Annotated in this window: 16 protein-coding genes and 1 pseudogene; 8 read left to right on the top strand and 9 right to left on the bottom strand. The window is 41.2% G+C overall.

Annotated features, from left to right (window positions below; translation table 11 throughout):
- Positions 1–191: 191 nt before the first annotated feature.
- The 4 genes from FTV04_RS08645 to FTV04_RS08630 form a co-directional block, all read right to left on the bottom strand.
- Complete coding sequence (locus tag FTV04_RS08645; protein ID WP_078189969.1) at positions 192–1,046, bottom strand: SPFH domain-containing protein; 855 nt, start codon at positions 1,044–1,046, stop codon at positions 192–194.
- A 16-nt stretch (positions 1,047–1,062) separates the two neighbouring features.
- On the bottom strand, positions 1,063–1,542 hold the full coding sequence (locus FTV04_RS08640) for an NfeD family protein (protein ID WP_180089259.1): 480 nt from the start codon (positions 1,540–1,542) through the stop codon (positions 1,063–1,065).
- 99 nt (positions 1,543–1,641) lie between these two features.
- Entirely contained in the window at positions 1,642–2,565 is a 924-nt protein-coding gene (locus FTV04_RS08635) for a patatin-like phospholipase family protein (RefSeq protein ID WP_180024072.1), read from the bottom strand.
- 61 nt (positions 2,566–2,626) lie between these two features.
- Complete coding sequence (locus FTV04_RS08630; RefSeq protein ID WP_180089275.1) at positions 2,627–3,262, bottom strand: 1-acyl-sn-glycerol-3-phosphate acyltransferase; 636 nt, start codon at positions 3,260–3,262, stop codon at positions 2,627–2,629.
- Positions 3,263–3,429: 167 nt separating this feature from the next.
- On the opposite strand from FTV04_RS08630, the gene FTV04_RS08625 reads away from it, so the two are divergent.
- The 5 genes from FTV04_RS08625 (at position 3,430) to FTV04_RS08605 (ending at position 9,808) form a co-directional block, all read left to right on the top strand.
- Positions 3,430–4,716 (top strand): MFS transporter, encoded by a 1,287-nt coding sequence (locus FTV04_RS08625; protein WP_180089258.1) that lies wholly within the window; start codon positions 3,430–3,432, stop codon positions 4,714–4,716.
- Positions 4,717–4,843: 127 nt separating this feature from the next.
- A complete protein-coding gene (locus FTV04_RS08620) occupies positions 4,844–5,980 on the top strand; it encodes a porin (RefSeq protein WP_180089257.1) in 1,137 nt (378 codons plus the stop codon).
- Between the two features lie 140 nt (positions 5,981–6,120).
- Entirely contained in the window at positions 6,121–7,791 is a 1,671-nt protein-coding gene (locus FTV04_RS08615; RefSeq protein WP_180089256.1) for a phosphoethanolamine transferase, read from the top strand.
- Positions 7,792–7,794: 3 nt separating this feature from the next.
- A complete protein-coding gene (locus FTV04_RS08610; RefSeq protein WP_180089255.1) occupies positions 7,795–8,463 on the top strand; it encodes a response regulator transcription factor in 669 nt (222 codons plus the stop codon).
- 19 nt (positions 8,464–8,482) lie between these two features.
- Positions 8,483–9,808: an ATP-binding protein gene (locus FTV04_RS08605; protein ID WP_180089254.1), complete on the top strand. Its 1,326-nt coding sequence runs from the start codon at positions 8,483–8,485 to the stop codon at positions 9,806–9,808.
- Positions 9,809–9,838: 30 nt separating this feature from the next.
- On the opposite strand, the gene FTV04_RS08600 is transcribed toward FTV04_RS08605, so the two are convergent.
- Positions 9,839–10,546 (bottom strand): phosphatase PAP2 family protein, encoded by a 708-nt coding sequence (locus FTV04_RS08600; RefSeq protein WP_180089253.1) that lies wholly within the window; start codon positions 10,544–10,546, stop codon positions 9,839–9,841.
- A gap of 172 nt (positions 10,547–10,718) precedes the next feature.
- Here FTV04_RS08600 and FTV04_RS08595 point away from each other — a divergent pair, with 172 nt between their 5' ends.
- Positions 10,719–11,417, top strand: coding sequence for an HAD family hydrolase (locus tag FTV04_RS08595; RefSeq protein ID WP_180089252.1), 699 nt, complete (start codon positions 10,719–10,721; stop codon positions 11,415–11,417).
- Positions 11,418–11,493: 76 nt separating this feature from the next.
- Here FTV04_RS08595 and FTV04_RS08590 read toward each other — a convergent pair whose 3' ends face one another.
- From FTV04_RS08590 to dhaK, 3 genes are all read right to left on the bottom strand, one after another.
- Positions 11,494–12,681 carry an ammonium transporter gene (locus tag FTV04_RS08590; RefSeq protein WP_180089251.1) on the bottom strand — a complete coding sequence of 396 codons (1,188 nt, stop codon included), beginning with the start codon at positions 12,679–12,681 and terminating at the stop codon, positions 11,494–11,496.
- A 600-nt stretch (positions 12,682–13,281) separates the two neighbouring features.
- The gene (locus FTV04_RS08585) at positions 13,282–13,959 is read right to left on the bottom strand and encodes a DUF421 domain-containing protein (protein ID WP_180089250.1); all 678 of its coding nucleotides are present in this window, start codon (positions 13,957–13,959) and stop codon (positions 13,282–13,284) included.
- Between the two features lie 224 nt (positions 13,960–14,183).
- The gene (dhaK, locus tag FTV04_RS08580; protein ID WP_180089249.1) at positions 14,184–15,914 is read right to left on the bottom strand and encodes a dihydroxyacetone kinase subunit DhaK; all 1,731 of its coding nucleotides are present in this window, start codon (positions 15,912–15,914) and stop codon (positions 14,184–14,186) included.
- A gap of 292 nt (positions 15,915–16,206) precedes the next feature.
- Here dhaK and FTV04_RS17005 point away from each other — a divergent pair.
- Positions 16,207–16,571, top strand: a pseudogene (locus FTV04_RS17005) (endonuclease domain-containing protein).
- A gap of 89 nt (positions 16,572–16,660) precedes the next feature.
- Positions 16,661–17,914, top strand: a complete 1,254-nt coding sequence (locus FTV04_RS08570) for an RES domain-containing protein (protein WP_257220992.1) — start codon at positions 16,661–16,663, stop codon at positions 17,912–17,914.
- Between the two features lie 142 nt (positions 17,915–18,056).
- Here the strand turns inward: FTV04_RS08570 and metH are convergent, their stop codons facing one another.
- Entirely contained in the window at positions 18,057–21,746 is a 3,690-nt protein-coding gene (gene metH, locus FTV04_RS08565; protein WP_180089246.1) for a methionine synthase, read from the bottom strand.
- Between the last annotated feature and the right edge of the window lie 348 nt (positions 21,747–22,094).

Here is a 22,094-nt window from a genome sequence, read left to right as displayed (position 1 = left end):
GGACAATTGCGTTTAATTAGGGGACTCAATGGGATTTGCCTACGCCAAGTAGGTGAAATCGAACGATAAGTCCTAAAACGTCAAAAAAATAACGTGAAATTTAAACATAAATTCTCAAACTTTGCCTTCTTTTTTGTTTTGGGCATAAAAATGGGCCGTATGTCACGACCCATTTTAATTAATGCGAAGATTTAGTTATTACGTCCCATCACACCACGAATGGTGTTAAGTACATCCGCAGGTAATACCACAGTTTTGGCATTATTAGATTTAGCCATATCTTGCATGGCTTTGACGTATTGTTCACCGAGTAAGTATGCAACTGGAATTTCTTTATCGCCGACGGCTGAACTCACCATTTCAATTGCACGTTGAGAAGACTCTGCCAGTACCACTTGAGCTTCTGCATCACGACGAGAGGCTTCTAAACGACCATCTGCTTCCAAAATCGCCGCTTGTTTTTCACCGTCTGCCTTGGTCACTGTCGCACGACGTTGACGTTCCGCTGCCGCTTGCTCTTCCATTGCTGCTTGCATGGTATGAGAAGGTTTAATATCTTGAATTTCTACAGTTTTAAGCGTAATACCCCAGTCAGAGATATCATCAGAAATAGCAGCTTTAAGTTTAGCCTTAATATGATCACGCGATGAAAGTGCATCATCGAGGTCCATTTCACCGACAATAGAACGTAAAGAGGTTTGAACTAAGTTTTGAATCGCCCATGTGTAGTTTTCAATACCGTAAACTGCTTTTTCAGGCGTGGTTAAATTGATATAAGCCACAGCATTCATCAGCAGTACCGCATTGTCACGTGTGATCACTTCCTGAGAAGGAATATCTAACACGATATCTTTGGTTGTCACTTTATAAGCCACTTCATCGACATACGGAATCACAAAGTTCAGTCCCGGATTGAGCGTTGTATGGTATTTACCTAAACGCTGAACAATCCATTTATAACCTTGGGGAACAATACGGACACCTTTAAAAATGGTGACGGCTACAAAAACTAAGAGCGCTAAAAAAACAATAGAAACACCAGACATGTCATTTCTCACTTATTTATGGATTGTCAGTGGGGTGGTTGCTGCTGTGCAGTTGGACGACTAAATCATTGCCTAAAATATCGGTCACGCGAACACGATCACCGATTTGAAGTGCATCTTGGGTACGGCAATGCCATTCGTCTGAACCTAAAACAGGCATCGGGAAGCGAACTTTAACGCTGCCATGATTGAGCTGGGTTTGAATCACCATACCCACTTGGCCAATCGTCGCTTCACGGGACAGACCTGCTTTGGTTTTATCAATGGATAAAGGCTTAATAAATTTGAACCACAAAAATGTGCAGAGCACGGCAAAAATAATCCAAACCACAATTTGGACATTAAAGTCCATGGATGGAAAGATCCAATATAAGATCCCAACCAAAATTGCAGAAACGCCAAACCATAGCGCAGCAAAAGACGGCAAAATCAGTTCAAAAAGCATCAAAGCGACGCCCAATACAAACCAGTGCCAAGGTTCTAAAATAAATTCCATACATCTACTCTTATATAAGGGTGAATTGATATAGATGAACCAGTATCTATATCAATGTAGCAGATGTATAACTCAATGAATATAAAAAAAATCGTTGAATTATATTTTCGCTTTTGGTGCTGGTTTAAAGGCCGCAGGGGACTGTTTAAAGTTATCGATCGCCTTAATAATGCTATTCACTTTGAGTTGTGCGGCTTTTTCACCTTCTAAAATCGTCGCATTGCTCGACTTCAAATCGAGTGTGCCGATATGTCCCACTTTAGGTTGAATCACGAAATTAGCATTTTTCAGTTCTTCATTAATACTTTGTTGTCCCATGATGTTAATGGTTTGATCGAGTAAACCAAACATGCTTACGGCTTTGCTACCATCAGGGCGCGCAGAAATATCCACCGCAATCACGATATCTGCACCCATATCACGTGCGGTTTTCACTGGAATTGGGCTGACTAAGCCACCATCGACATATTTCACTCCTGCAATGGTTGCAGGTACAAATACATTCGGAATGCTGCACGATGCACGTACCGCTTGGCCGGCATTACCACGGTTAAATTCAGTTTTACTGCCATTATCCAAACGGGTGGCTACAGCAGCAAAGCGCTTTGGAAACTGTTCAATTGATTTATTGCCGACGTTTTTATTGACAAAGTCTTGCAATTTTTGCCCTTGAATAATGCCTTGGCTATTTAAGGTTAAGTCACGAATATCAGACTCTTTAAAGTTCAGGGCCAATTGCTGCATTTGATAAGGCGTTTTACCGCTGGCGTACAAGCTACCGACAAAACTACCCGCACTGGTCCCAGTCACAATCTTAGGTTTAATACCGTGTGATTCGAGCACTTTAAGCACACCAATATGTGCAAAACCTTTAGCACCGCCACCACCGAGCGCAATCGCGATCACCGGTTCACGTGCTTTGGCTGGTGTAGGTGTCGTGGTCGCAGGCGTTTTGGTTGCAGAATCACAGCCAGTGAGTGCCAATACGAAGAGGCTAGGAATCAGGTATTGCAAAAGTTTCATGGGTGAAATCTGATGGTTAAATATACAAAGTGCACATCACATCAAAAAAATAGCCATTTGACTAGGGCTTTTTCCAGTGCTTTTGTAACGGCAAGGCCAACCATTCGGGATTTTTCGGGGAAAATTTCCCGTCATAAATCATCAAAATTTTTTCAAGATCAGTTTTAAAATCTCCACTCGGTTCAAAAGTACCTAAGCAATGAATGGTTTTCTTTGCATAATCAAAGCTAAACATCACGATAGGAATCTGTGCTTCATAGGCAATATAGTAAAAACCACTGCGGATTTTATCGGCTTTTTTTCGTGTTCCCTCAGGTGCCATTCCAATCCAAATTTGATCTGTCGCTTGGACAATCTCAGCAATTTCACGTGTCAGTCCATATGGATTTTCACGCTGCACAGGGATCACGCCGACCCAATCCAAAAGTGGTTTTAAGGGAGTATCAAAAAGGGTGTTTTTACCAAAAATGGTGATTTTTATCCCGATTCCAAGCAAGGCAAGAAAACCATGCCATGCATCAATATTAGAGGTATGCGGTGAGATGATCGCTACAGCTTTGGCAAGGTTGGGAAATTCGCCGTCAAATTTCCATCCTTGTGCCAAAAAAAGTTTTTTAAAAATAGCGCGGCTCAAGGGGGAGCCTCGTGATGGAACTTGATCGGGCAAAACTGGAAATAATTGAGTCTTTTGATTTATTGCATATTCTTATATAAGTGAAATCCATTTTCGACGTGATGCACTTTAAAAATACGGCATCAGCATTGACCTTATCTTAGGTCGATGATTTTTTTAGATCATTGGCAAAATAGCCGTATTTTGACTACTCTAAATGTAACTTCAGCGCATTCAACATTTAGGAACTTATGATCCAGCTTCGTCAGCTCTATCTTTTACTGTTTTCCTTATATTGGGCGCAAGGGTTACCTGTCGGTTTTATGACACATGCTTTACCGGTGATTTTAAGAGCGCAAGGTGTGTCGTTGGCGCATATTGGTGGCTTTGGATTACTCATGCTGCCATGGTCGATCAAAGTTTTATGGGCACCGTGGATTGATCGACATGGTTCAAGGTCCAAAGGGCACTATCGGAGTTGGATTATTCCAATGCAGTTGTTGTCCGTGGTGGTCTTGGTCTTCCTGTCTTTTTTGCCGATCCAAAGCTTGAATGAACCAATGTATTTGCTGCTGTTTTTTGTGGCTTTACTCAGTATGAATTTGGTCGGTGCAACTCAAGATGTCGCAACCGATGGCTTGGCCGTCAATATTTTAAAAACTGACCAACAGCACTGGGGCAATACCTTTCAGGTGATTGGTTCAAGACTCGGCTTTATCGTGGGCGGTGGTGCTGTACTTTGGGCCTTGGATTGGTTGGATTGGCAAGCCACCTTTCTGTTTTTAGCGGCATTGGTGTTCATGAATACGATTCCTATTTTTCTCTATCGAGAACCTTCAAAGCCACAGCTCAATATAAAATCCTCTCAAGAGCATGATAACAACCATAAACATACTTCAGGCTTGTTCTACGCCATTCGCCAGTATCTGACTTATTTTACTCAAACTAAAACTCTCACACTGTGGCTGATGATTTTATTGAGTTTTAAGCTTGCAGATGGTCTAGCAGGACCCTTACTTAAGCCACTGATGGTCGATTTAGGATTGAGTTTTAGTCAAATTGGTCTGTATGTCACCATGCTAGGTGCAGTGGCTGCTTTAATTGGGGCGGGGCTTGCAGGTCTTAGCTTGAAGTATATTTCTCGGGCACAGGCCTTGGTTTTCTATTCGGTATTGAAAATATTCAATTTATTGACCTATGCATGGCTGGCTTTGCAGTTCGAGGCAAAACGGCCCGTCCATGAATGGCTGATCTATGGGATCAATGCTGCCGAAGACATGATTTCAGCCATGCTGCTTGTGATCATGCTGACTTTGGTGATGCAATATAGTCGTAAAGCATTTGCATCAACGGACTTTACATTTCAGGTTGCCATTATGGCTACGGTGAGTGGGGGGCTGTATAGCATCAGTGGCATAGTGGCCGATCAGTTGGGTTATAGCACTTATTTATTTTGGATCACAGGTTTGGCTGCATTGAGCTTAGTCCCGATTCTATTTTGGGAAAAAGCATTAAAAAATGACCAAAATCACTTCTAAATCATGATTTTGGTTGTTTTTTATCAGCTAAAGCACTAAAAGAGCAATGCAAATATTATTTTAATAATTTTGTAATATGTTTCGCGTGTGTAATATCTGTTACAAAATAATTTAAGGAAAATTTTTGATGAAAACTAAGTTAGCAGCGGCTATCGCATTGAGCCTTTTGGCTGGGTCAACCTTTGCAGCACCAACCTTCTACGGTGAAATTGATGCGTCAGTTGATTATTTACCTGAAGATAATAAAACGGGTGTTTCAGACAAAGATGTCGTTGAAATCAGTTCAAACAGTTCTTTCTTGGGTTTAAAGGGCGATGAAAAACTGACTGAGCGTTTAAGCGCAGTTTATGCAATTGAATGGGCATTTAACTCAGACGGCGAAGGCGATGACTGGTCTAAGCGTAACCGCTTCGTTGGTTTGAAAGATGCGAAACTTGGTACATTGAAAGTCGGTGCACACGATACACCATTAAAACAATTGTCTAGTCCAGTTGATACATTCAATAACTACGTGGGTAACCGTGCTGATGTTACAGGCATCATGACGGGTGAAAACCGTGTAGATAACGTTGTTGTCTATGAATCACCAGCATTTAAAATTGCTGAAGGTGCAATTAAAGTTAATGCATTGCTTGCAACAGGTGAATCTTCAGGAATCAAGAGCGACAAAGGTGTAGTAAAAACTGCAGGTCGTGGTCTTGGCGATGCTTGGTCGGCGTCTGTTGTCTATGACAGCCCCGTTGTTGTCGCAGGTTTAGCCTATGACAAAGCCATTCCATCGAACTTTGGTGGCGTAGGGACGCTAAATAGTGGTACATATACCGTGAATGATAAAGTTGTTTCAAATTCTGAAATAACTGGAACCAAAGTATTTGCTGCTGCAAATACAATTCGTGCGATTGGTCGCGTAAATCTTGAGGGCGGTTTGGCACTCAAAGCACTGTATCAAACATCAGAGGTTGAGGCTGCTAAAGGTAATGATGTTGCAGCAGCAAATATTGATGATGCTCAAGGTTGGTTAGTCGGTGCAGAATACAATCTACCTTCTGCAAAAGCTTGGACAGTAAAAGCACAATATAGTCAAAATACTACGACCTATAAAGTGGGTGATGATTACGAAGCTCAGCAATTCATTGCAGGTGCGGATTATGCATTTAGCAAACAAGTGAAAGCTTATGGTTATGCGGGTTACTTGGCACTTGAACAAGGTCCAGATGAAAGCGAACAACCTGTATTGGGTACAGGCCTAGAATTTAAATTCTAAGACCTTGATTTAAGTTGTTCAAAAGGCGATGTTTTACATCGCCTTTTTTTATTTTTCTTGCATGGTTTTGATCAGTTTTAAGTGATTTTTAAGTTTGAATTTTTAGATTAGGGCATCAAAGATCAATAATTGATGCCAATATGCTTCAGGTCATAGCTAAAATACAGCAAAAAATTCCAAGACTTAGTTTAAGTCAATTTAACCTCGTGCTTGCCTTATGGCTTGGGGTGGTTTTGAACCTCGCGTTTTATCAGCACATCCAGCAGCTCACACCTTATACGGGATTGAAGGCCGGACTATTTTTAGCGGCAACCGTATTGGTGGTAGTGGCACTTTATAATGTGCTGATGCAACTCCTGCAATGGCGATGGAATTCAAAACTTTTGGCGAGTGTTTTGCTGATCATTGGTGGCTTGAGTGCCTATTTCGTCAATAGTTTAGGCGTGACCATTACATCTGACCAAGTGCAGAACATGATGCAAACAGATGTAAAGGAAGTGCAGGATTTAATCTCGCCACAATTTTTTATCTGGGTCTTTGGACTGGTTATTTTGCCAGTGCTATTGATCTGGCTTTTGCCACTGCATAAAGAAGCCCTAAGCACGGTGGTAGCCAAAAAGGGTCTACATATAGTGCTATCGCTCATCCTTTTGGGTGCTTTGCTGTTTGTTTATTTTGTCGATTATGCTGCGATCTTTCGTGAGCATCGTGACTTAAAAGGCATGCTCTCACCACAAAACAGTATCGCTTCGACATTTTCCTATTATCACAAAAAAGCACCGAAACAGAATTTGCCATTGCTGAACTATGGTGAAGATGCACATATGGTTGAAAACGTAAGCGCCAAAAGCTTACCAAAATTGATGGTTTTAGTGGTTGGTGAAACTGCGCGCGCGGAAAGTTTTTCACTGAATGGTTATGCTAAAAATACCAATCCTGAACTCAGTCAGCAAAATATTATCAATTTTAGCCAAGTCAGCTCATGTGGCACCGCAACCGCTGTGTCTGTTCCTTGTATGTTCTCGGGTATGCCGAGAACCGAATATGATGAACAGCTTGCAAGTCATCGCGAAGGTTTACTCGATATTGCACAGCGTGCAGGCTATAAGGTGACGTGGCTAGATAATAATTCAGGCTGTAAGGGTACATGCACACGTGTTGAAAAATATGAATTTCCTGAAGCGCTGAAGAAAAAGTGGTGTGATGCCGATGGCGAATGTCATGATGAAATCTTAGTGGATGGTTTGAAGGCATATTTGGCTTCGATTCCCAAAGCAGATCAGACACCTCGTTTAATTGTATTACACCAAATGGGCAGTCATGGCCCTGCCTATTTCAAACGAAGTACCACAGCGTTTCAAAAATTTAAGCCAACCTGTAATAGTAATGCCATACAGGGATGTAGCTCGACAGAATTAATAAATAGTTATGACAACAGTATTGTCTATACCGACCATGTGCTGAGTGAATTGATTAACACTTTAAAAGTGGCTGACAACTATCAAACAGGACTGTGGTATTTGTCCGATCATGGCGAGTCGACAGGTGAACATGGCTTATATTTACACGGTTCTCCATACGCAATTGCACCGTCACAGCAAACCCATGTACCGATGTTGATGTGGTTTTCACCGGCGTGGCAAAAAAATAATTCAGCGCAATATACTTGTTTAATGGCACAAAAAAGCCAAAAATTAAGTCAGGATAATCTATTTCCATCGCTATTGAGTTTGCTCGATGTGCAGACTCAAGTGATTGATGAAAAAAACAATATGTTGCAACAATGTACTTCAGTACAGCGCAGGACTTAAGCCATGCACAAAATACTTATTATTGAAGATGATTTCATGATTGCCGAATCGACTAAAACCTTGTTGAACTATCAACAGTTTGAAGTCGAGTGGGTGAATAATGGTATCGATGGCTTAAAGCTCATAATGCAAGGGGGGATTGATATCGTCTTACTAGATCTGGGTTTGCCGATGATGGATGGTATGCAAGTCCTGAAACAAATTCGTCAAATGCAGCCTAAATTGCCAGTGTTAATCATCTCGGCACGTGATCAATTACAAAATCGTGTAGATGGTTTAAACCATGGGGCAGATGACTATCTGATTAAGCCTTATGAGTTTGATGAATTACTTGCACGGGTTCATGCGCTCCTTCGACGCACAGGGCTGAGTTCAGTCGAAGCACCACAGAAAATTTTAAAACATGGTGAATTGATTTTAGATATTGAGCAGCATCTTGCACGCTATAAGGGGCAATATGTTGATTTATCTAACCGTGAATGGGCCATATTGATTCCACTGGTGACGCATCCGAATAAGATTTTTTCGAAAGCCAATTTAGAAGATAAGCTTTATGATTTTGATAGTGATATCAGTAGTAATACCATAGAAGTGTATGTGCATCATCTCAGAACAAAATTAGACAAAGATTTTATTCGCACCATTCGTGGTTTAGGTTATCGACTCGGTTAAGGCAAAGGAATTATCAACCATGCAGCAGCCTTATTCTCTGAAAAAGAGACTAATTATTTATGTGTCTGTTTTCAGTATGTTTTTGGGCTGTCTTTTGGTGTTTTCAGCTTATCGAATTGCACTTGAAGAAATTAATGAAATTTTAGATGCGCAAATGCAAAATTTGGCGGAACGTGTTGCAGAGCATGATCCGCAGCCCATTCGCAGTGAATTTGATCAACATAAGCATTATCACGAAGAAGATTTATTTGTTGATGTGTGGACCTATCAATCCAATGCACATCAAACCCATCAATTAAAATTATTGGTCGCGCCTCAGCCCAAAGCCGGTTTTTATACCCACAGTACCCAACAGGATGAGTGGCATACCTATATTTTGCCACTCACAGATCGGCAAATTCAGGTCAGTCAGCAAGAGTCGGTTCGGCAGCATCTTGCAGCAGAATTGGCCAGTAGTATGTTTATTCCCTATTTGGTTTTTATACCTTTTGCATTAATCGCTTTGGGATGGTTGATTCAACGCAGCTTAAACCCACTGGAAAAATTTAAAAAAGAACTGGCAAAAAGGGATGCCTTTGAACTTTCTCCAATCTCTCAAATGCCGTATCCAGAGGAAATTGCACCAACCATTATTGAAATGAACCAGTTGTTTGAACGAATTTCGTTGTCGCAGCAGGAACAGCGCCAGTTTATTGCTGACGCAGCGCATGAGTTACGGACCCCGATTACCGCACTGAATTTGCAAATGCAGATTTTGCTACAAAAATTTCCACAAGATGACGCTCTACAAAATTTGAGTAAAGGTTTAATTCGTATTCAGCATTTGGTCAGTCAATTATTGAGTTTGGCAAAACAAGACGCCTCGGTCTTTGAACTTGAGCGCAAACAACATTTTGATCTTAAGCAAGTCGCAACCAATTGCGTGGAGCAACTGGTACATTTGGCTATGCAAAAAGATATTGACCTTGGCATGGAGCAACAACAAAGCATTGCCTTATATAGTCTTGAGCCAACGGTACATTCAATCATTTTTAATTTGATTGATAATGCCATTAAATATACCCCTGCACAGGGCATGATTAATGTCTACGTCTTTGAACATGCGGGGCAGGCGGTTGTACAGGTTGAAGATAGTGGGCCTGGCATCGACCCAGCTTTATATGAGCAAATTCGAAAACGCTTTTATCGAATTTATAATCATGAAGAAATTGGAAGTGGTTTAGGCTTGGCAATCGTGGATAAAGCCGCTGCGCATATTGGTGCACGTTTAGATTTTGCGAAAAGTGAAACGCTGGGTGGGTTGAAAGTAACGATTCAGATTCCGCTAAGACCTTTAAACTCCTAATTATTTTAATTTACTCCTTGCGAATAAAGCCTATATCCATTCAAAGTGTTTATAGGCAGTTTTGATTTTTTCTGTGGGTAGATAACGACAGCCAAATGTATAAATGACTGTGTTAAAGGCCCAAATGATCCATACGGTCCAAAGGTTATGACTCAGAAAATGCGCACCCCGCATCATTTGCGCCCAGCCAAAAGCAAAGCCTAAAATCAGCCCAGCAGATAAAAAGAAATATGCACGGGCAGGTCGATGTATTCGATAAACAAAATATCCCGTAATTAAGGCAAAACCAGTCGCAGCATGGCCACCGGGGAAGCAGTGTCCTTGGCGTGCTGAAAAATCCCAAGAAAAGCCTTGGGCTGTGGCGACGGTCATATTCCAAGGGCAGGCATGTGCAGATTGTGATTTGAGTAAACCAATCATTGCCGTGCTGAATAGAGCCACTACGATAAAATAACCGAATTCAAACTTACGTGCTTTCAGATGAGGATATTTAAAACTGCATATCCATGCTGCGATATACAGGACATAAACGCCTATGACGATATTCTTGATATAGCGATGGTTCAGCACAGCAAGTGCCCAATCATTACGATGAGGAAAACTACCATGTAGGTCGACCCAAGGCTGAATAAAAGCTTGGTCGAGCGAACCACCGACGGGGAAAACATAAAGGAGGCCAACCAAACTGAGTGTGAGCAGCAGGGCTTGTCGTAATAAAATGGAACGGTTCGAGAGCATAAGTCGTGTGATGTGCTGAAATTATTTTGTTTGAATGCTGCTATTTGAAACCACAAAACTTAAATCAGACTTAATCGGCTATGTGAACTGTATTGATATCGATAGTGAAGAAGGTGCATAAAGCAAAACGGGCATTGTGTTAAAGTTTTTGAAAACTCAGTAATAAAGATTTATGAGCATACGTGCAGTCCTTTTTGATTTAGATAATACTTTGACTCATCGAGATCACAGCGTTCAGGCCTATACGCAGTATTTAGCCGAGTCTTATCAGTCGACGCTGGCGGAGGTAGACCTTGTACAGATTAAACGTATTATTAACCGTATAGATAATGGGGGATATCCGAAAAAAGAACTCCTTACACATCCGAGTATTGGGGCATCTGTCGCTTATGCACTACAAACGGAGCTAGATTGGATACAACGCCCTGATATTGATGAGCTCACACAATTTTGGTTTCAGCACTTCGGTCAGTTTGCCGTGGCGATGCCTGGGGCATTGAGCTTGCTGCAGCAACTAAAACAGCAGCAGTATAAACTGGCGGTGGTGTCGAATGGTGGACATGCCACACGCCTGAATATTTTGAATGGACTAGGTTTTGCATCGTATTTTGATCAGATCATCAGCTCGGAAAGTGCAGGCATCAGTAAGCCCAAAGTTGAAATATTTCAGTACAGTTGTCGTGAGTTGGGCGTGACGGAAACCGAGTGTTTATTTATTGGTGATCATCCTGTCAATGATATTTATGGTGCGAGCCAAGCAGGGATGTCTGCCGTATTGCTTGAAGGCTTTCATACTTTAAGTGCTGAACAACAGCACAGCATTCCGAATAAAATTCAGCATTTGGATCAGGTCTTAGATTTTCTAAAATAAGGTGATTTAAACTCAAGCTTTAAGCGAAGTTCTGGGTAAAAAAAAGCGGCATAAATGCCGCTTTAGATTGTGTTGTTTAGAACATGTTTTCTTCAGAGTTTGCCGAAATACGGTGAATACTTAAGTCTGCACCACGGAATTCTTCTTCTTGATCTAGGCGAATGCCCATCGTTACTTTGAGTAGACCATAAATGATGAATCCACCAGCCAATGCAATCACGATCGCGAGCAGCGTACCGATACATTGAGAGATCATTGAAATACCGCCTAAACCGCCCAACCATTTTTGTCCAAATACACCCACTGCAATACCACCGAAAGCACCACAAACACCGTGTAGTGGCCATACGCCAAGTACATCATCGACTTTGAGTTTGTTTTGAGTGTATGTAAATAGTTTGACAAAGATCAGACCTGCGATAGCGCCGATAATTAACGCACCGACAGGATGAACTACATCTGAGCCTGCACAGATCGCTACCAAACCTGCTAAGGGACCATTATGTAAGAAACCGGGGTCATTTTTACCCATAAAGTTTGCTGCAAGCGTGCCGCCCACCATTGCCATGAGAGAGTTAATTGCAACCAGTCCTGAAATGGCATCCAAACGTTGCGCACTCATCACGTTAAAGCCAAACCAGCCGACGATTAAAATCCAAGAACCTAAGGCAAGGAATGGAATACTTGAAGGGGGGTGAGCGCTGATACGACCGTCTTTTTTATAGCGTCCATGACGTGCGCCAAGTAAAAGTACTGCAGCTAAAGAGATCCAACCGCCCATCGCATGTACAACGACCGAACCTGCAAAATCATGAAATGCTGCGCCAAATGTGCGTTCTAACCAACCTTGTAATCCAAAATTACCATTCCATGCCATGCCTTCAAAAAATGGATAGACCAAAGCGACCAATAATAATGTGGCAATCGCTTGAGTCCGCATTTTTGCACGTTCAGCAATACCACCTGAAATAATCGCTGGAATGGCTGCGGCAAAAGTCAGCAGGAAGAAACAACGCATTAAGTTGTAGCCATGATCGGCTGCTAAAGTGTCCCCAATATGAAAAAAGTGCTGACCATAAGAGATGTAATAACCCACAAAAAAGTATGCAATTGCGGAAATAGAAAAGTCAGTCAAAATTTTACTCAGCGCATTGACCTGATTTTTATGTCGTACTGTACCCAATTCTAAAAATGCAAAGCCAGCATGCATGGCAAGAACCAAGACTGCACCAAGAAGGAGAAAGAGGAGATCTATATTTTGCATAAGGTGTTCCAGTTTAGTGCGCTAGTTCACGAAAAGAAGTTCAGTATATCGAGCGGAATAATTTCGAAAAGAGGAGTGAGCGAGGGAAATTTTGATTAAAAAAACTAAAAAATGTAGAAGACTCGATATAAAGCAAAGACTTGCATGAGTATGACAACAATGCACTAAAATAGTGCAATGGTGATTTGCAATGACAAAATTAAATGAATGATTATTAAGTGAAAAACTATGTTTTTAGAATCTGTTTAAAAAATGAAAAACAAATTGCGCCATTTCTGAGTTAATTCAGGGCAATTCATTATTTTGTATTTTTATCTGATTGATAGATGTTAGCGCGATAATGGAACTGAAAATTGACGAATGATACATTTTTGGGAGTCTGTCTGAGCATCTTGTAGTCTTCAAAAGATGAAAGCTGGATGGCTTGCCTGAACTGAAATAATGCACATATATTAACCAATGAAATCTCTGCTGCTGCACTTTTAGATGGCGAAAAACATTCAAGGGTGGGTCTGTGGTGATGGTCGTTGGATCTTACTGTATTTTGATGACGTGTTTAATTGAAGCGGCAAAGAATTTTAAAGTTTTAGCCTTGAATGCTTAAGCTAAACGCTGTGTATTAATCGCTTCAGCCCAGTCACAACATCCGCAGCGCGGGCAGGTATCCTGAGCACCGTAAATGTACATGGTTTTGCCACAGTGCGTACAGGCATACAGTTGATGCATTTTGATATCTCGAACCGCTTTATAGGGTTTCGGAAATAGTGGCAGCCCATAACGCACTTGTTCAGGTGGATAAAACAAAATACTAAATTTTCCATCACTTTCTAATAAACCAACTCGAACTTGTCCAAGATGCTCCACATTTTGCTGACGCATTTCAGAGAAAAATTCATCATGTGACATTTTACCTTGTTTAATCTTTTCTAAAACCAATTCACCATCTTCAACAATGTAGAGGGCTTTGCCTTCAATTAAATCTTCAAAGGGTTGGTATTTCATCATGAGCCAAGTGATTACGCGGTATAAACCAATTACCACCGTCATCACAATGAGCGCTTGTAAGAGGGGGAGTTCCTCTTCAAACATTGGGTCGCCTGCAATAGAACCCAAAGCAAGGAGGATGGCAACTTCAAAGATGGATAACTGACGTACGCCGCGTTTGCCTGTTAGGCGTAAGAATACGATGATTAAAACGAACATAATGACGCTACGCAAAATCACTTCGGCAGCAAAAGTCCATGTAGTGTCATGGATGAATATTTGATTTAAATCCATGTCTCATCCTTTTTTATCGTTATATGTTTTAACTTAGCAAAGCGCTAGGCGATAAAGCAGCTCAATTGTGTTAATTTTTAAGCATTATTTGAAAATGGATTTCATGCTAACGGTATTGTATGCATGAGATATTTGATGAAAAAAAGTACTTTAAAATAGCCATAAAAAAAGCACCGACGAATCGATGCTTTTGATGTGGGTTGGCAATATTTTTAGATGTTCAGTTATTTAATATGTTCCGCAATATCCGTAAAGATCACGCCTAAACCATGTGCGCCTGCATCTGGATAGCCAAGACTGCGGTCGCCTACAGTTCCCGCACGTCCCATACGCGCTACAATCTCTTTGGTATTTTCAGCGCCTTGAACCGCCGCTTTTGCACCAAGTACAAAGTTTTCTTTAAATGATTTATCGGTATGGGCAGACCAAGAATCTGCACATGGTACTAAAGCATCAATGAGGGTTTTATCGCCCACCACTGCGCCACGTCCAAATGAACGCTCACCTGTGGTTTGAATGCCTTTCACCGCTGCTTGCAGCATCTCTGCGAAATCAGCGACAGTTAAAACTGATTTGCCTTGAATTGATTTCGCTGCTGCACGGAATGCTGAACCCCAGATTGGGCCAGACGCACCGCCACAATGTTCCATAATGATCATTGAGCAGTTCAGCATGAATTCATCCATCTGCTGTGCTTGAATCAGACTTTGCCATTCACGTTTTAATTGTTTAAAGCCTTTCGCCACGCTCATACCAAAGTCACCGTCACCTGCATGGGCATCCAATTCACAGAATGGCACTTCATTTCTAATGATACAGGCAGACATGACATCGACTACATAGCGCATATTTTCAATGGTGAATTGTTCATTGCTAATCACCGCATGTTCAGGCTGTGTTTCAACTTGGGTATTTACCACAGCTTCGGTGGCAGAATCTTTGGTCGTGAAAGTTAAAGGCTGTGCTGCTGAACCATCCATTTTGAATGCAGGGGTATTGGCTGCTGCATTGAGGTAAGTTTTCAATTCATCATCGACAGCAAGTAATGACACAGATGCACCATTCATGTCGATACTGGTCATATAGTTGCCAACAAATGTACGGTAAATTTTAATGCCTTTATTGGCAAGGTGTTGGCAGACATCGTTATTAAACACATACAGTTCTTGTAATGGTGTCGTACCAAAACCATTGACCAAAACTGCAACTTCTTTCATGTCAGGGCGGTCAAGGAATAAATCATCTACGATGCGCTGTGCCATTTTTTTAGAGGGCAAGATTTTTTCACGGCGGATGCCGGGTTCACCGTGAATGCCGACGCCATATTCCATTTCGTCATCAGCCAATGTGAAGGTTGGCGTACCTTTAGCAGGAACGGTACATGAGCTATAAGCAAAACCAAGGCTAATGACGTTGTCTGCAGCTTTTTGAGCAATCGCTTTTACTTCGACAAGTTCTAAACCTTTTGATGCCGCTGCGCCTGCAATCTTATGTACAAATACTGTGCCTGCAACACCACGACGACCGACTGTATAGAGGCTGTCTTTGACCGCAATGTCATCTGCCACTTTGACATAGTCAACTTTGACGCCGTCTTCAGTTGCAAGGGCTGCACCATTCTGGAAATTCATCATATCGCCAGAATAGTTTTTGATGATCATCAGCACGCCTTTATCAGTCGCGACTTGCTGTAAGGCTTTATAGACCTGAATTTGCGAAGGAGATGCAAATACGTCACCACATACGGCAGCATCGAGCATACCTGTGCCGACAAAACCTGCATGGGCAGGTTCGTGACCGCTACCACCGCCACTGATCAATGCCACGTTGTTGTGTTTTTCTTTACGTGAAATGATTTTATAGGTTTCATTAAATTGAAGCTCTGGATGAGCCAGTACAAGTCCTTTGCACATTTGGACAACGAGGTGTTCTGCGTTGTTCATGAGTTTTTTCATTGATGCACCAATGGGTTATGAATTTGGGGAGATCTAAAGTGATTATTATAAGGAAATTGGCGTGGTGTCTGACATAAAAGTGTAAAAAAGGGCAGTTGATCGATGAGTGTGGTGGAAAATTGACGTCTCAGTTGTATATATTCTTCGATAGAATCCCCCCTCTTGCGAAGCTACGCTTCTCACCTTTTGCAAAGGGGGACTTTTTCATGTGATTAAATGAATTACGTGATAGTCCCTCCCTTTTTTAAAGGGAGGTTAGGAGGGATTAAAAATATTAAAATAGAAGAATAAAATGAAACCCTACAATAAAAATTTAAAACAAGCCTCGCGTGATTTACGCAATAACATGACTGATTTACCTCTCCCTAACCCTCTCCTGAGAGGAGAGGGAACTTTCACTATTGAATTAACCTGATTATTAAATTAGATGGTGCTCCCTCTCCCTTTGGGAGAGGGCTGGGGTGAGGGCTTGAATGTAGGCTTTAGTGCGATGGTAGTCAGCACTATACGTCTGAAGGATTAGAGGCAGATCGGGTGAGGGATGAAGCTTTGACTCAGCTTGGGCTAAAGGTGCTGAGATTTGATAATGGAGAGGTAGTGGGACAGATTAATGATGTTGTAGTGATGATTTATAGATTTTGCTCAGGAGAATCCTGATAAATTTTTTATTCTTTGAATAGAGATTTATGTAAAATTAAGTTATTTTCTATTAATCTAATTTTTTAATAGAAAAGTTGGTCAAATTGTTGATTTGTAAAGGTTGTATAGAGGAAAAAACACCTCCATATACTTATGATAATGTAAATTTTGAAAGTCATTTTTGTGAGGTTTGTCAAGGTGAAAATCCTCATTTAGATTATGAGCTTTTTAAAAATAAGCTATTTGATGTGATATCTACTAATTATAGATTTTTGCGTGATTTGCCGTGGAGGGCAGGTTGGTTTTATGAAGCAAATGATGAAGATGGGGTGGATGAATTCTATAGTTTATTAGAGTCATTAGAGTTAGGTGAAGATTTAACGGAAAAATTAGCAGAAGATGGAAGTGAGAAATTTGGTAATGAGTTATTAGTACTTTATGATGATTCTTTAGAAGAGTATGAGGGTTGTGATAGCGAAATTGAATGGGAACATATTCAAACAAGTTTTCAGCATGAATTTAGGTTTTTTAATTCAAAATTAAAAAATTTCTTAGATCATACATTCGAATATTTACTTGATAGTGGAAATATCAAATCATCACTTGTAAATAGTATAATACCTAATACGATTTTATATCGTGGCAGAAGTTTTGATAGTTTTAATATTTTAATGAAAGAAATTAATAAAGATAATTTAGCATTTGAATGTGAAGAAGAATATGAAGAAATAGCCAAAAATATTCAAGATAAATTTGGATTAGTACCGCCTTTATTGGCTAGTGACCAACGAATGACACCCTTTGGAGTATCTGCGCTATATTTATCGACAAATAAAATAGCATGTGTAGCAGAAATTAGAGCTTTAGTTGGGCAATATGTAGGTATTGCTCAATTCTCTAACAGAGCAGAGCTAAAATTGTTAAATCTAAATAAGTTAGCTGATGGCTTATCACCTCATCATTTAGATGAAAGCTATTTAGAAAAGTTGGATGTTTATGTATTCTTTAAAAAATTAATTGCGAGTGTATCAAAACCAAAGCTTGAGAGTGGAAAGTTTGATTATTTGATAAGCCAATACTTTTTTGAGTACTTAAGAGTAAAGTTTGGAAATCAGATTCATGGAATTTTTTTAAAGTCGGTACAATTACCTTCTGCTGATAATATTATTTTGTTTCCTGAAATAACTGCACAGGGTATAGATCATTCTGAGTGTATTAATAAGAGTCCAATTTATTTTAAGTGGAATAAAGATTCTATATACGGCTTAAATATTTCTAGAGTAAAGGAAATTTCTATTACAACTGAAATTGAACTTGGATCACCTCATCCAAGGCATACACAATATAGTGATTGGATTTAATCCCTCCTAACCTCCCTTTAAAAAAGGGAGGAGTTGTCACGTAATTTATGTAATCAAATGACAAAGTCCCCCTTTGAAAAAGGGGGATTTAGGGGGATTAAAAAATAAAAGCCCTCACAGTGAGGGCTTTTATTAATGCAAATTATTGAACTGAATCATCCAAATTTGGCGCTAACCAACGCTTCGCCTCATCTAAAGTCCAGCCTTTACGCTTCGCATAATCCTCAAGCTGATCGCCTGCGATTTTACCCACATTAAAGTATTGGCTTTCAGGGTTGGCATAGTAGAAACCGCTGACAGATGAAGGCGGCCACATTGCAAAGCTCGTCGTCAATTGCGTACCAATTTTATCGGTAGAACCTAACCAATCAAACAACGGCGCTTTTTCAGAATGCTCAGGACAAGCAGGGTAGCCCGGTGCAGGACGGATGCCCACATACTTCTCTTTAATCAATTCTTCATTGCTTAACGTTTCAGACGCTTGGTTACCCCAGAACTCTTTACGGATGCGCTCATGCAAATGCTCCGCAAACGCTTCCGCAAAACGGTCACCTAAAGATTGCGCAAGAATTGCAGAGTAGTCATCGCCTTTAGCTTTGTACTCATTTGCCATTTCTTCCGCACCAAAGATGGATACCGTGAAACCACCCAAGTAATCTTCCGCAACACCTTTAGGCGCAACAAAGTCCGCTAATGACAAGTTCGGCTTGCCGGTCACTTTGTCAGACTGTTGACGAATGTGATGGAAGGTATGCGTAACCGATTGACAATCTTCGCTATACACTTCAACCGAATCCGCTGCAGAACGGTTAGCAGGGTAAATACCAAACACAGCACGAGCATCAAAACGTTTGTTATCAATGATGTCTTTCAGCATGGTCTGCGCTTGTTCATACAAGTCAGTGGCTGCTTCACCCACCACTTCATCCTTCAGGATTGCAGGGAATTTACCCGCCAAGCTCCAAGAAATAAAGAACGGTGTCCAGTCGAAGTATTCAACCAAAGTTTCCAATGGATAATTGGTCAGCGTTTGCGTACCAATAAAGTTTGGCTTCACAGGTGCATTGGCTGCAAAGTCAATTTTTAAACCATTTTCAACCGATTCAGCATACGTCAGTTTCGCTGCTTTCGGCTGTTTGTTAGCAATACGCTCACGCACTTTTTCATATTCCGCACGGGTTTCTGCTACAAACTTTGGCTTCATTTCTTTAGAAAGTAAAGTTGTTGCAACACCCACAGCTCGTGAAGCATCGGCAACATAAATGACTGCATCATTTGAATATTGCGGATCAATTTTCACTGCCGTATGCGCTTTAGAAGTGGTTGCACCGCCAATCATCAATGGAACATTAAAGCCTTTGCGCTGCATTTCTTTCGCAACAAAAACCATTTCATCCAAAGATGGAGTGATTAGGCCAGATAGACCAATAATGTCGACTTTTTCATCAATCGCAGTTTGCAGAATCTTCTCGCAAGGCACCATCACGCCAAGGTCGATGATGTCATAGCCGTTACAGCCCAGCACCACGCCCACGATATTTTTACCGATGTCATGTACGTCACCTTTCACGGTTGCCATCAGGACTTTACCCTTAGATTGGCCAGCTGTTTTTTCCGCTTCAATGAACGGATTCAGCCAAGCTACGGCTTGCTTCATGACACGTGCAGATTTCACCACTTGCGGCAGGAACATTTTGCCTGAACCGAACAAATCACCTACCACGTTCATGCCGTCCATGAGTGGGCCTTCAATTACATCTAAAGGACGTTTAGCTTTCAGACGTGCTTCTTCAGTATCTTCATCAATGAACGTTGTGATACCTTTCACCAAAGCATGCTCAAGACGTTTTTCAACTGGAAGTTCACGCCATTCCAAGTTTTCCACTTGTTTTTGCGCAGCGCCTTGACCGCGGTATTTTTCAGCAACTTCAAGCAGCTTTTCTGTTGCTTCTTGATGGCTTTCACCTTGGTTTTGGTTCAAGATCACATCTTCAACCGCAGCTTTCAATTCCGCATCAATATCATCATAAATCGCCATTTGACCAGCGTTGACAATACCCATGGTCATGCCTTGCTTGATGGCATGGTACAAGAACACAGAGTGAATCGCTTCACGAACGGGTTCGTTACCGCGGAAAGAGAACGATACGTTCGACACACCGCCTGAAATCATGGCATGCGGCAAGTTTTGTTTAATCCAGCCTGTCGCTTCAATAAAGTCCACAGCATAGTTGTTGTGTTCTTCAATACCTGTTGCCACTGCAAACACGTTCGGGTCAAAAATGATGTCTTCAGCAGGGAAGCCCACTTCATTCACCAATACATCATAAGAACGTTTACAGATTTCTTTTTTACGTGCAGCTGTATCGGCCTGACCATTTTCGTCAAAGGCCATCACAATCACGGCAGCCCCATACTGACGGCACAAACGCGCTTTTGCAACGAACTCGTCATAGCCTTCTTTTAAGGAAATCGAGTTAACAACCGCTTTACCTTGTACACATTTTAAGCCCGCTTCAATGATTTCCCATTTAGATGAGTCAATCATGATCGGCACACGTGAAATTTCAGGTTCAGAGGCTACAAGATTCAGGAAGTGCACCATTGCGCCTTCTGAATCCAGCATGCCTTCATCCATGTTGATGTCGATAATCTGAGCACCGGCCTCAACTTGCTGCTGTGCAACTTCTAAAGCTTCGGCAAAGTTTTCTTCACGGATTAAACGTAGGAATTTTTTAGAACCTGTCACGTTGGTACGTTCACCGACGTTTACAAACAGCGAATCTTCTGTAATGTTGAACGGCTCTAAACCGCTTAAACGGCAAGCGGGTTTGGTTTCTGGCACTTGGCGTGGCTTAATGTCTTTTACGGCATTGGCAATAGCACGGATGTGATCCGGCGTTGTACCACAGCAGCCGCCAGTGATGTTAATCAGGCCACTTTCTGCAAATTCTTTAATAAAGGCAGCTGTTTCTTCAGGGGTTTCATCATAACCGCCGAAGGCATTTGGTAAGCCAGCGTTCGGATGCGCCGAAACAAAAGTATCAGCAACGTCAGCAATGGTTTTTACATGCGGACGCATGGCATCTGCACCTAGGGCACAGTTAAAGCCGATTGACAATAAGTCACCATGACGCACAGAGTTCCAGAACGCTTCAGCAGTTTGGCCAGTTAAAGTTCGGCCAGAGGCATCGGTAATCGTGCCTGAAATCATCAATGGCAATTCATAGCCAAGCTGATTAAACACTTCTTTCACTGCAAAAATGGCAGCTTTACAGTTTAAGGTATCGAATACAGTTTCAATGAGTAGAATATCCGCACCGCCTTCAATCAGGGCATGCGCAGCTTGAATATAGTTTTCTTTTAACTCATCAAAAGTAATGTTACGAAATGCTGGGTCATTTACATTTGGCGAGATCGAGCAAGTGCGTGAAGTCGGCCCAAGCACACCTGCCACAAAACGCGGTTTTTCAGGTGTTGAGTATTTTTCACAAGCGGCTTTGGCAATACGCGCTGCTTCACGGTTGATCTCTGATACCAAATCTTCCATGTGGTAGTCAGACATTGAAACTTTTGTGCCGTTAAAGCTGTTGGTTTCAATAATGTCTGCACCAGCATCGAGATAGGCTTCATGAATGCCTTGAATGATTTGCGGCTGAGTCAACACCAATAGGTCATTATTGCCTTTGAGGTCAGATGCCCAATCTGCAAAACGCTCACCACGGTAGTCAGCTTCTTCGAGTTTATGACGCTGAATCATGGTGCCCATTGCACCGTCGATAATCAGAATCCGTTGAGCGAGCAGCTCTTTTAGGGTGGCAAGCGTGGACATAAATAACCCCAATCCGATGGAATATAAAATCGGCAAATATATTAACAGAATTCATTGCAGTTTTATTGATATTCAATCATCTTCACAGCGCGCAATTATTAGCTTGTTGAATTAATGAGCAATATTGCAACTTGCTAATTTCATATACCAATTTCATATAAATGTATGGAAAGCTTCATGAATTTGTAATATTGCTCAGGCAAGATTAAAAAACATCCAGCAGGGCTATGCAATATGACAAAAAAACATAACAGATGAAATATAAGTTGAAACATTGGGTTTTAAAGAAAATAAAGTTTAAATACGCAGATTAAATGACTGATTTACTTTATGAAAGTAGAGTATAAA

The sequence above is a fragment of the Acinetobacter sp. YH12219 genome (assembly GCF_013417875.1).
GTDB lineage: Bacteria > Pseudomonadota > Gammaproteobacteria > Pseudomonadales > Moraxellaceae > Acinetobacter > Acinetobacter amyesii.
This window is presented reverse-complemented; position numbering and strand designations above follow the sequence as displayed.

Coding starts and splice junctions, on each gene's coding strand:
- FTV04_RS08645 (WP_078189969.1), bottom strand. CDS start 1,046: ATGTCTGGTGTTTCTATTGTTTTTTTAGCGCTCTTAGTTTTTGTAGCC.
- FTV04_RS08640 (WP_180089259.1), bottom strand. CDS start 1,542: ATGGAATTTATTTTAGAACCTTGGCACTGGTTTGTATTGGGCGTCGCT.
- FTV04_RS08635 (WP_180024072.1), bottom strand. CDS start 2,565: ATGAAACTTTTGCAATACCTGATTCCTAGCCTCTTCGTATTGGCACTC.
- FTV04_RS08625 (WP_180089258.1), top strand. CDS start 3,430: ATGATCCAGCTTCGTCAGCTCTATCTTTTACTGTTTTCCTTATATTGG.
- FTV04_RS08620 (WP_180089257.1), top strand. CDS start 4,844: ATGAAAACTAAGTTAGCAGCGGCTATCGCATTGAGCCTTTTGGCTGGG.
- FTV04_RS08615 (WP_180089256.1), top strand. CDS start 6,121: ATGCTTCAGGTCATAGCTAAAATACAGCAAAAAATTCCAAGACTTAGT.
- FTV04_RS08610 (WP_180089255.1), top strand. CDS start 7,795: ATGCACAAAATACTTATTATTGAAGATGATTTCATGATTGCCGAATCG.
- FTV04_RS08605 (WP_180089254.1), top strand. CDS start 8,483: ATGCAGCAGCCTTATTCTCTGAAAAAGAGACTAATTATTTATGTGTCT.
- FTV04_RS08600 (WP_180089253.1), bottom strand. CDS start 10,546: ATGCTCTCGAACCGTTCCATTTTATTACGACAAGCCCTGCTGCTCACA.
- FTV04_RS08595 (WP_180089252.1), top strand. CDS start 10,719: ATGAGCATACGTGCAGTCCTTTTTGATTTAGATAATACTTTGACTCAT.
- FTV04_RS08590 (WP_180089251.1), bottom strand. CDS start 12,681: ATGCAAAATATAGATCTCCTCTTTCTCCTTCTTGGTGCAGTCTTGGTT.
- FTV04_RS08585 (WP_180089250.1), bottom strand. CDS start 13,959: ATGGATTTAAATCAAATATTCATCCATGACACTACATGGACTTTTGCT.
- dhaK (WP_180089249.1), bottom strand. CDS start 15,914: ATGAAAAAACTCATGAACAACGCAGAACACCTCGTTGTCCAAATGTGC.
- metH (WP_180089246.1), bottom strand. CDS start 21,746: ATGTCCACGCTTGCCACCCTAAAAGAGCTGCTCGCTCAACGGATTCTG.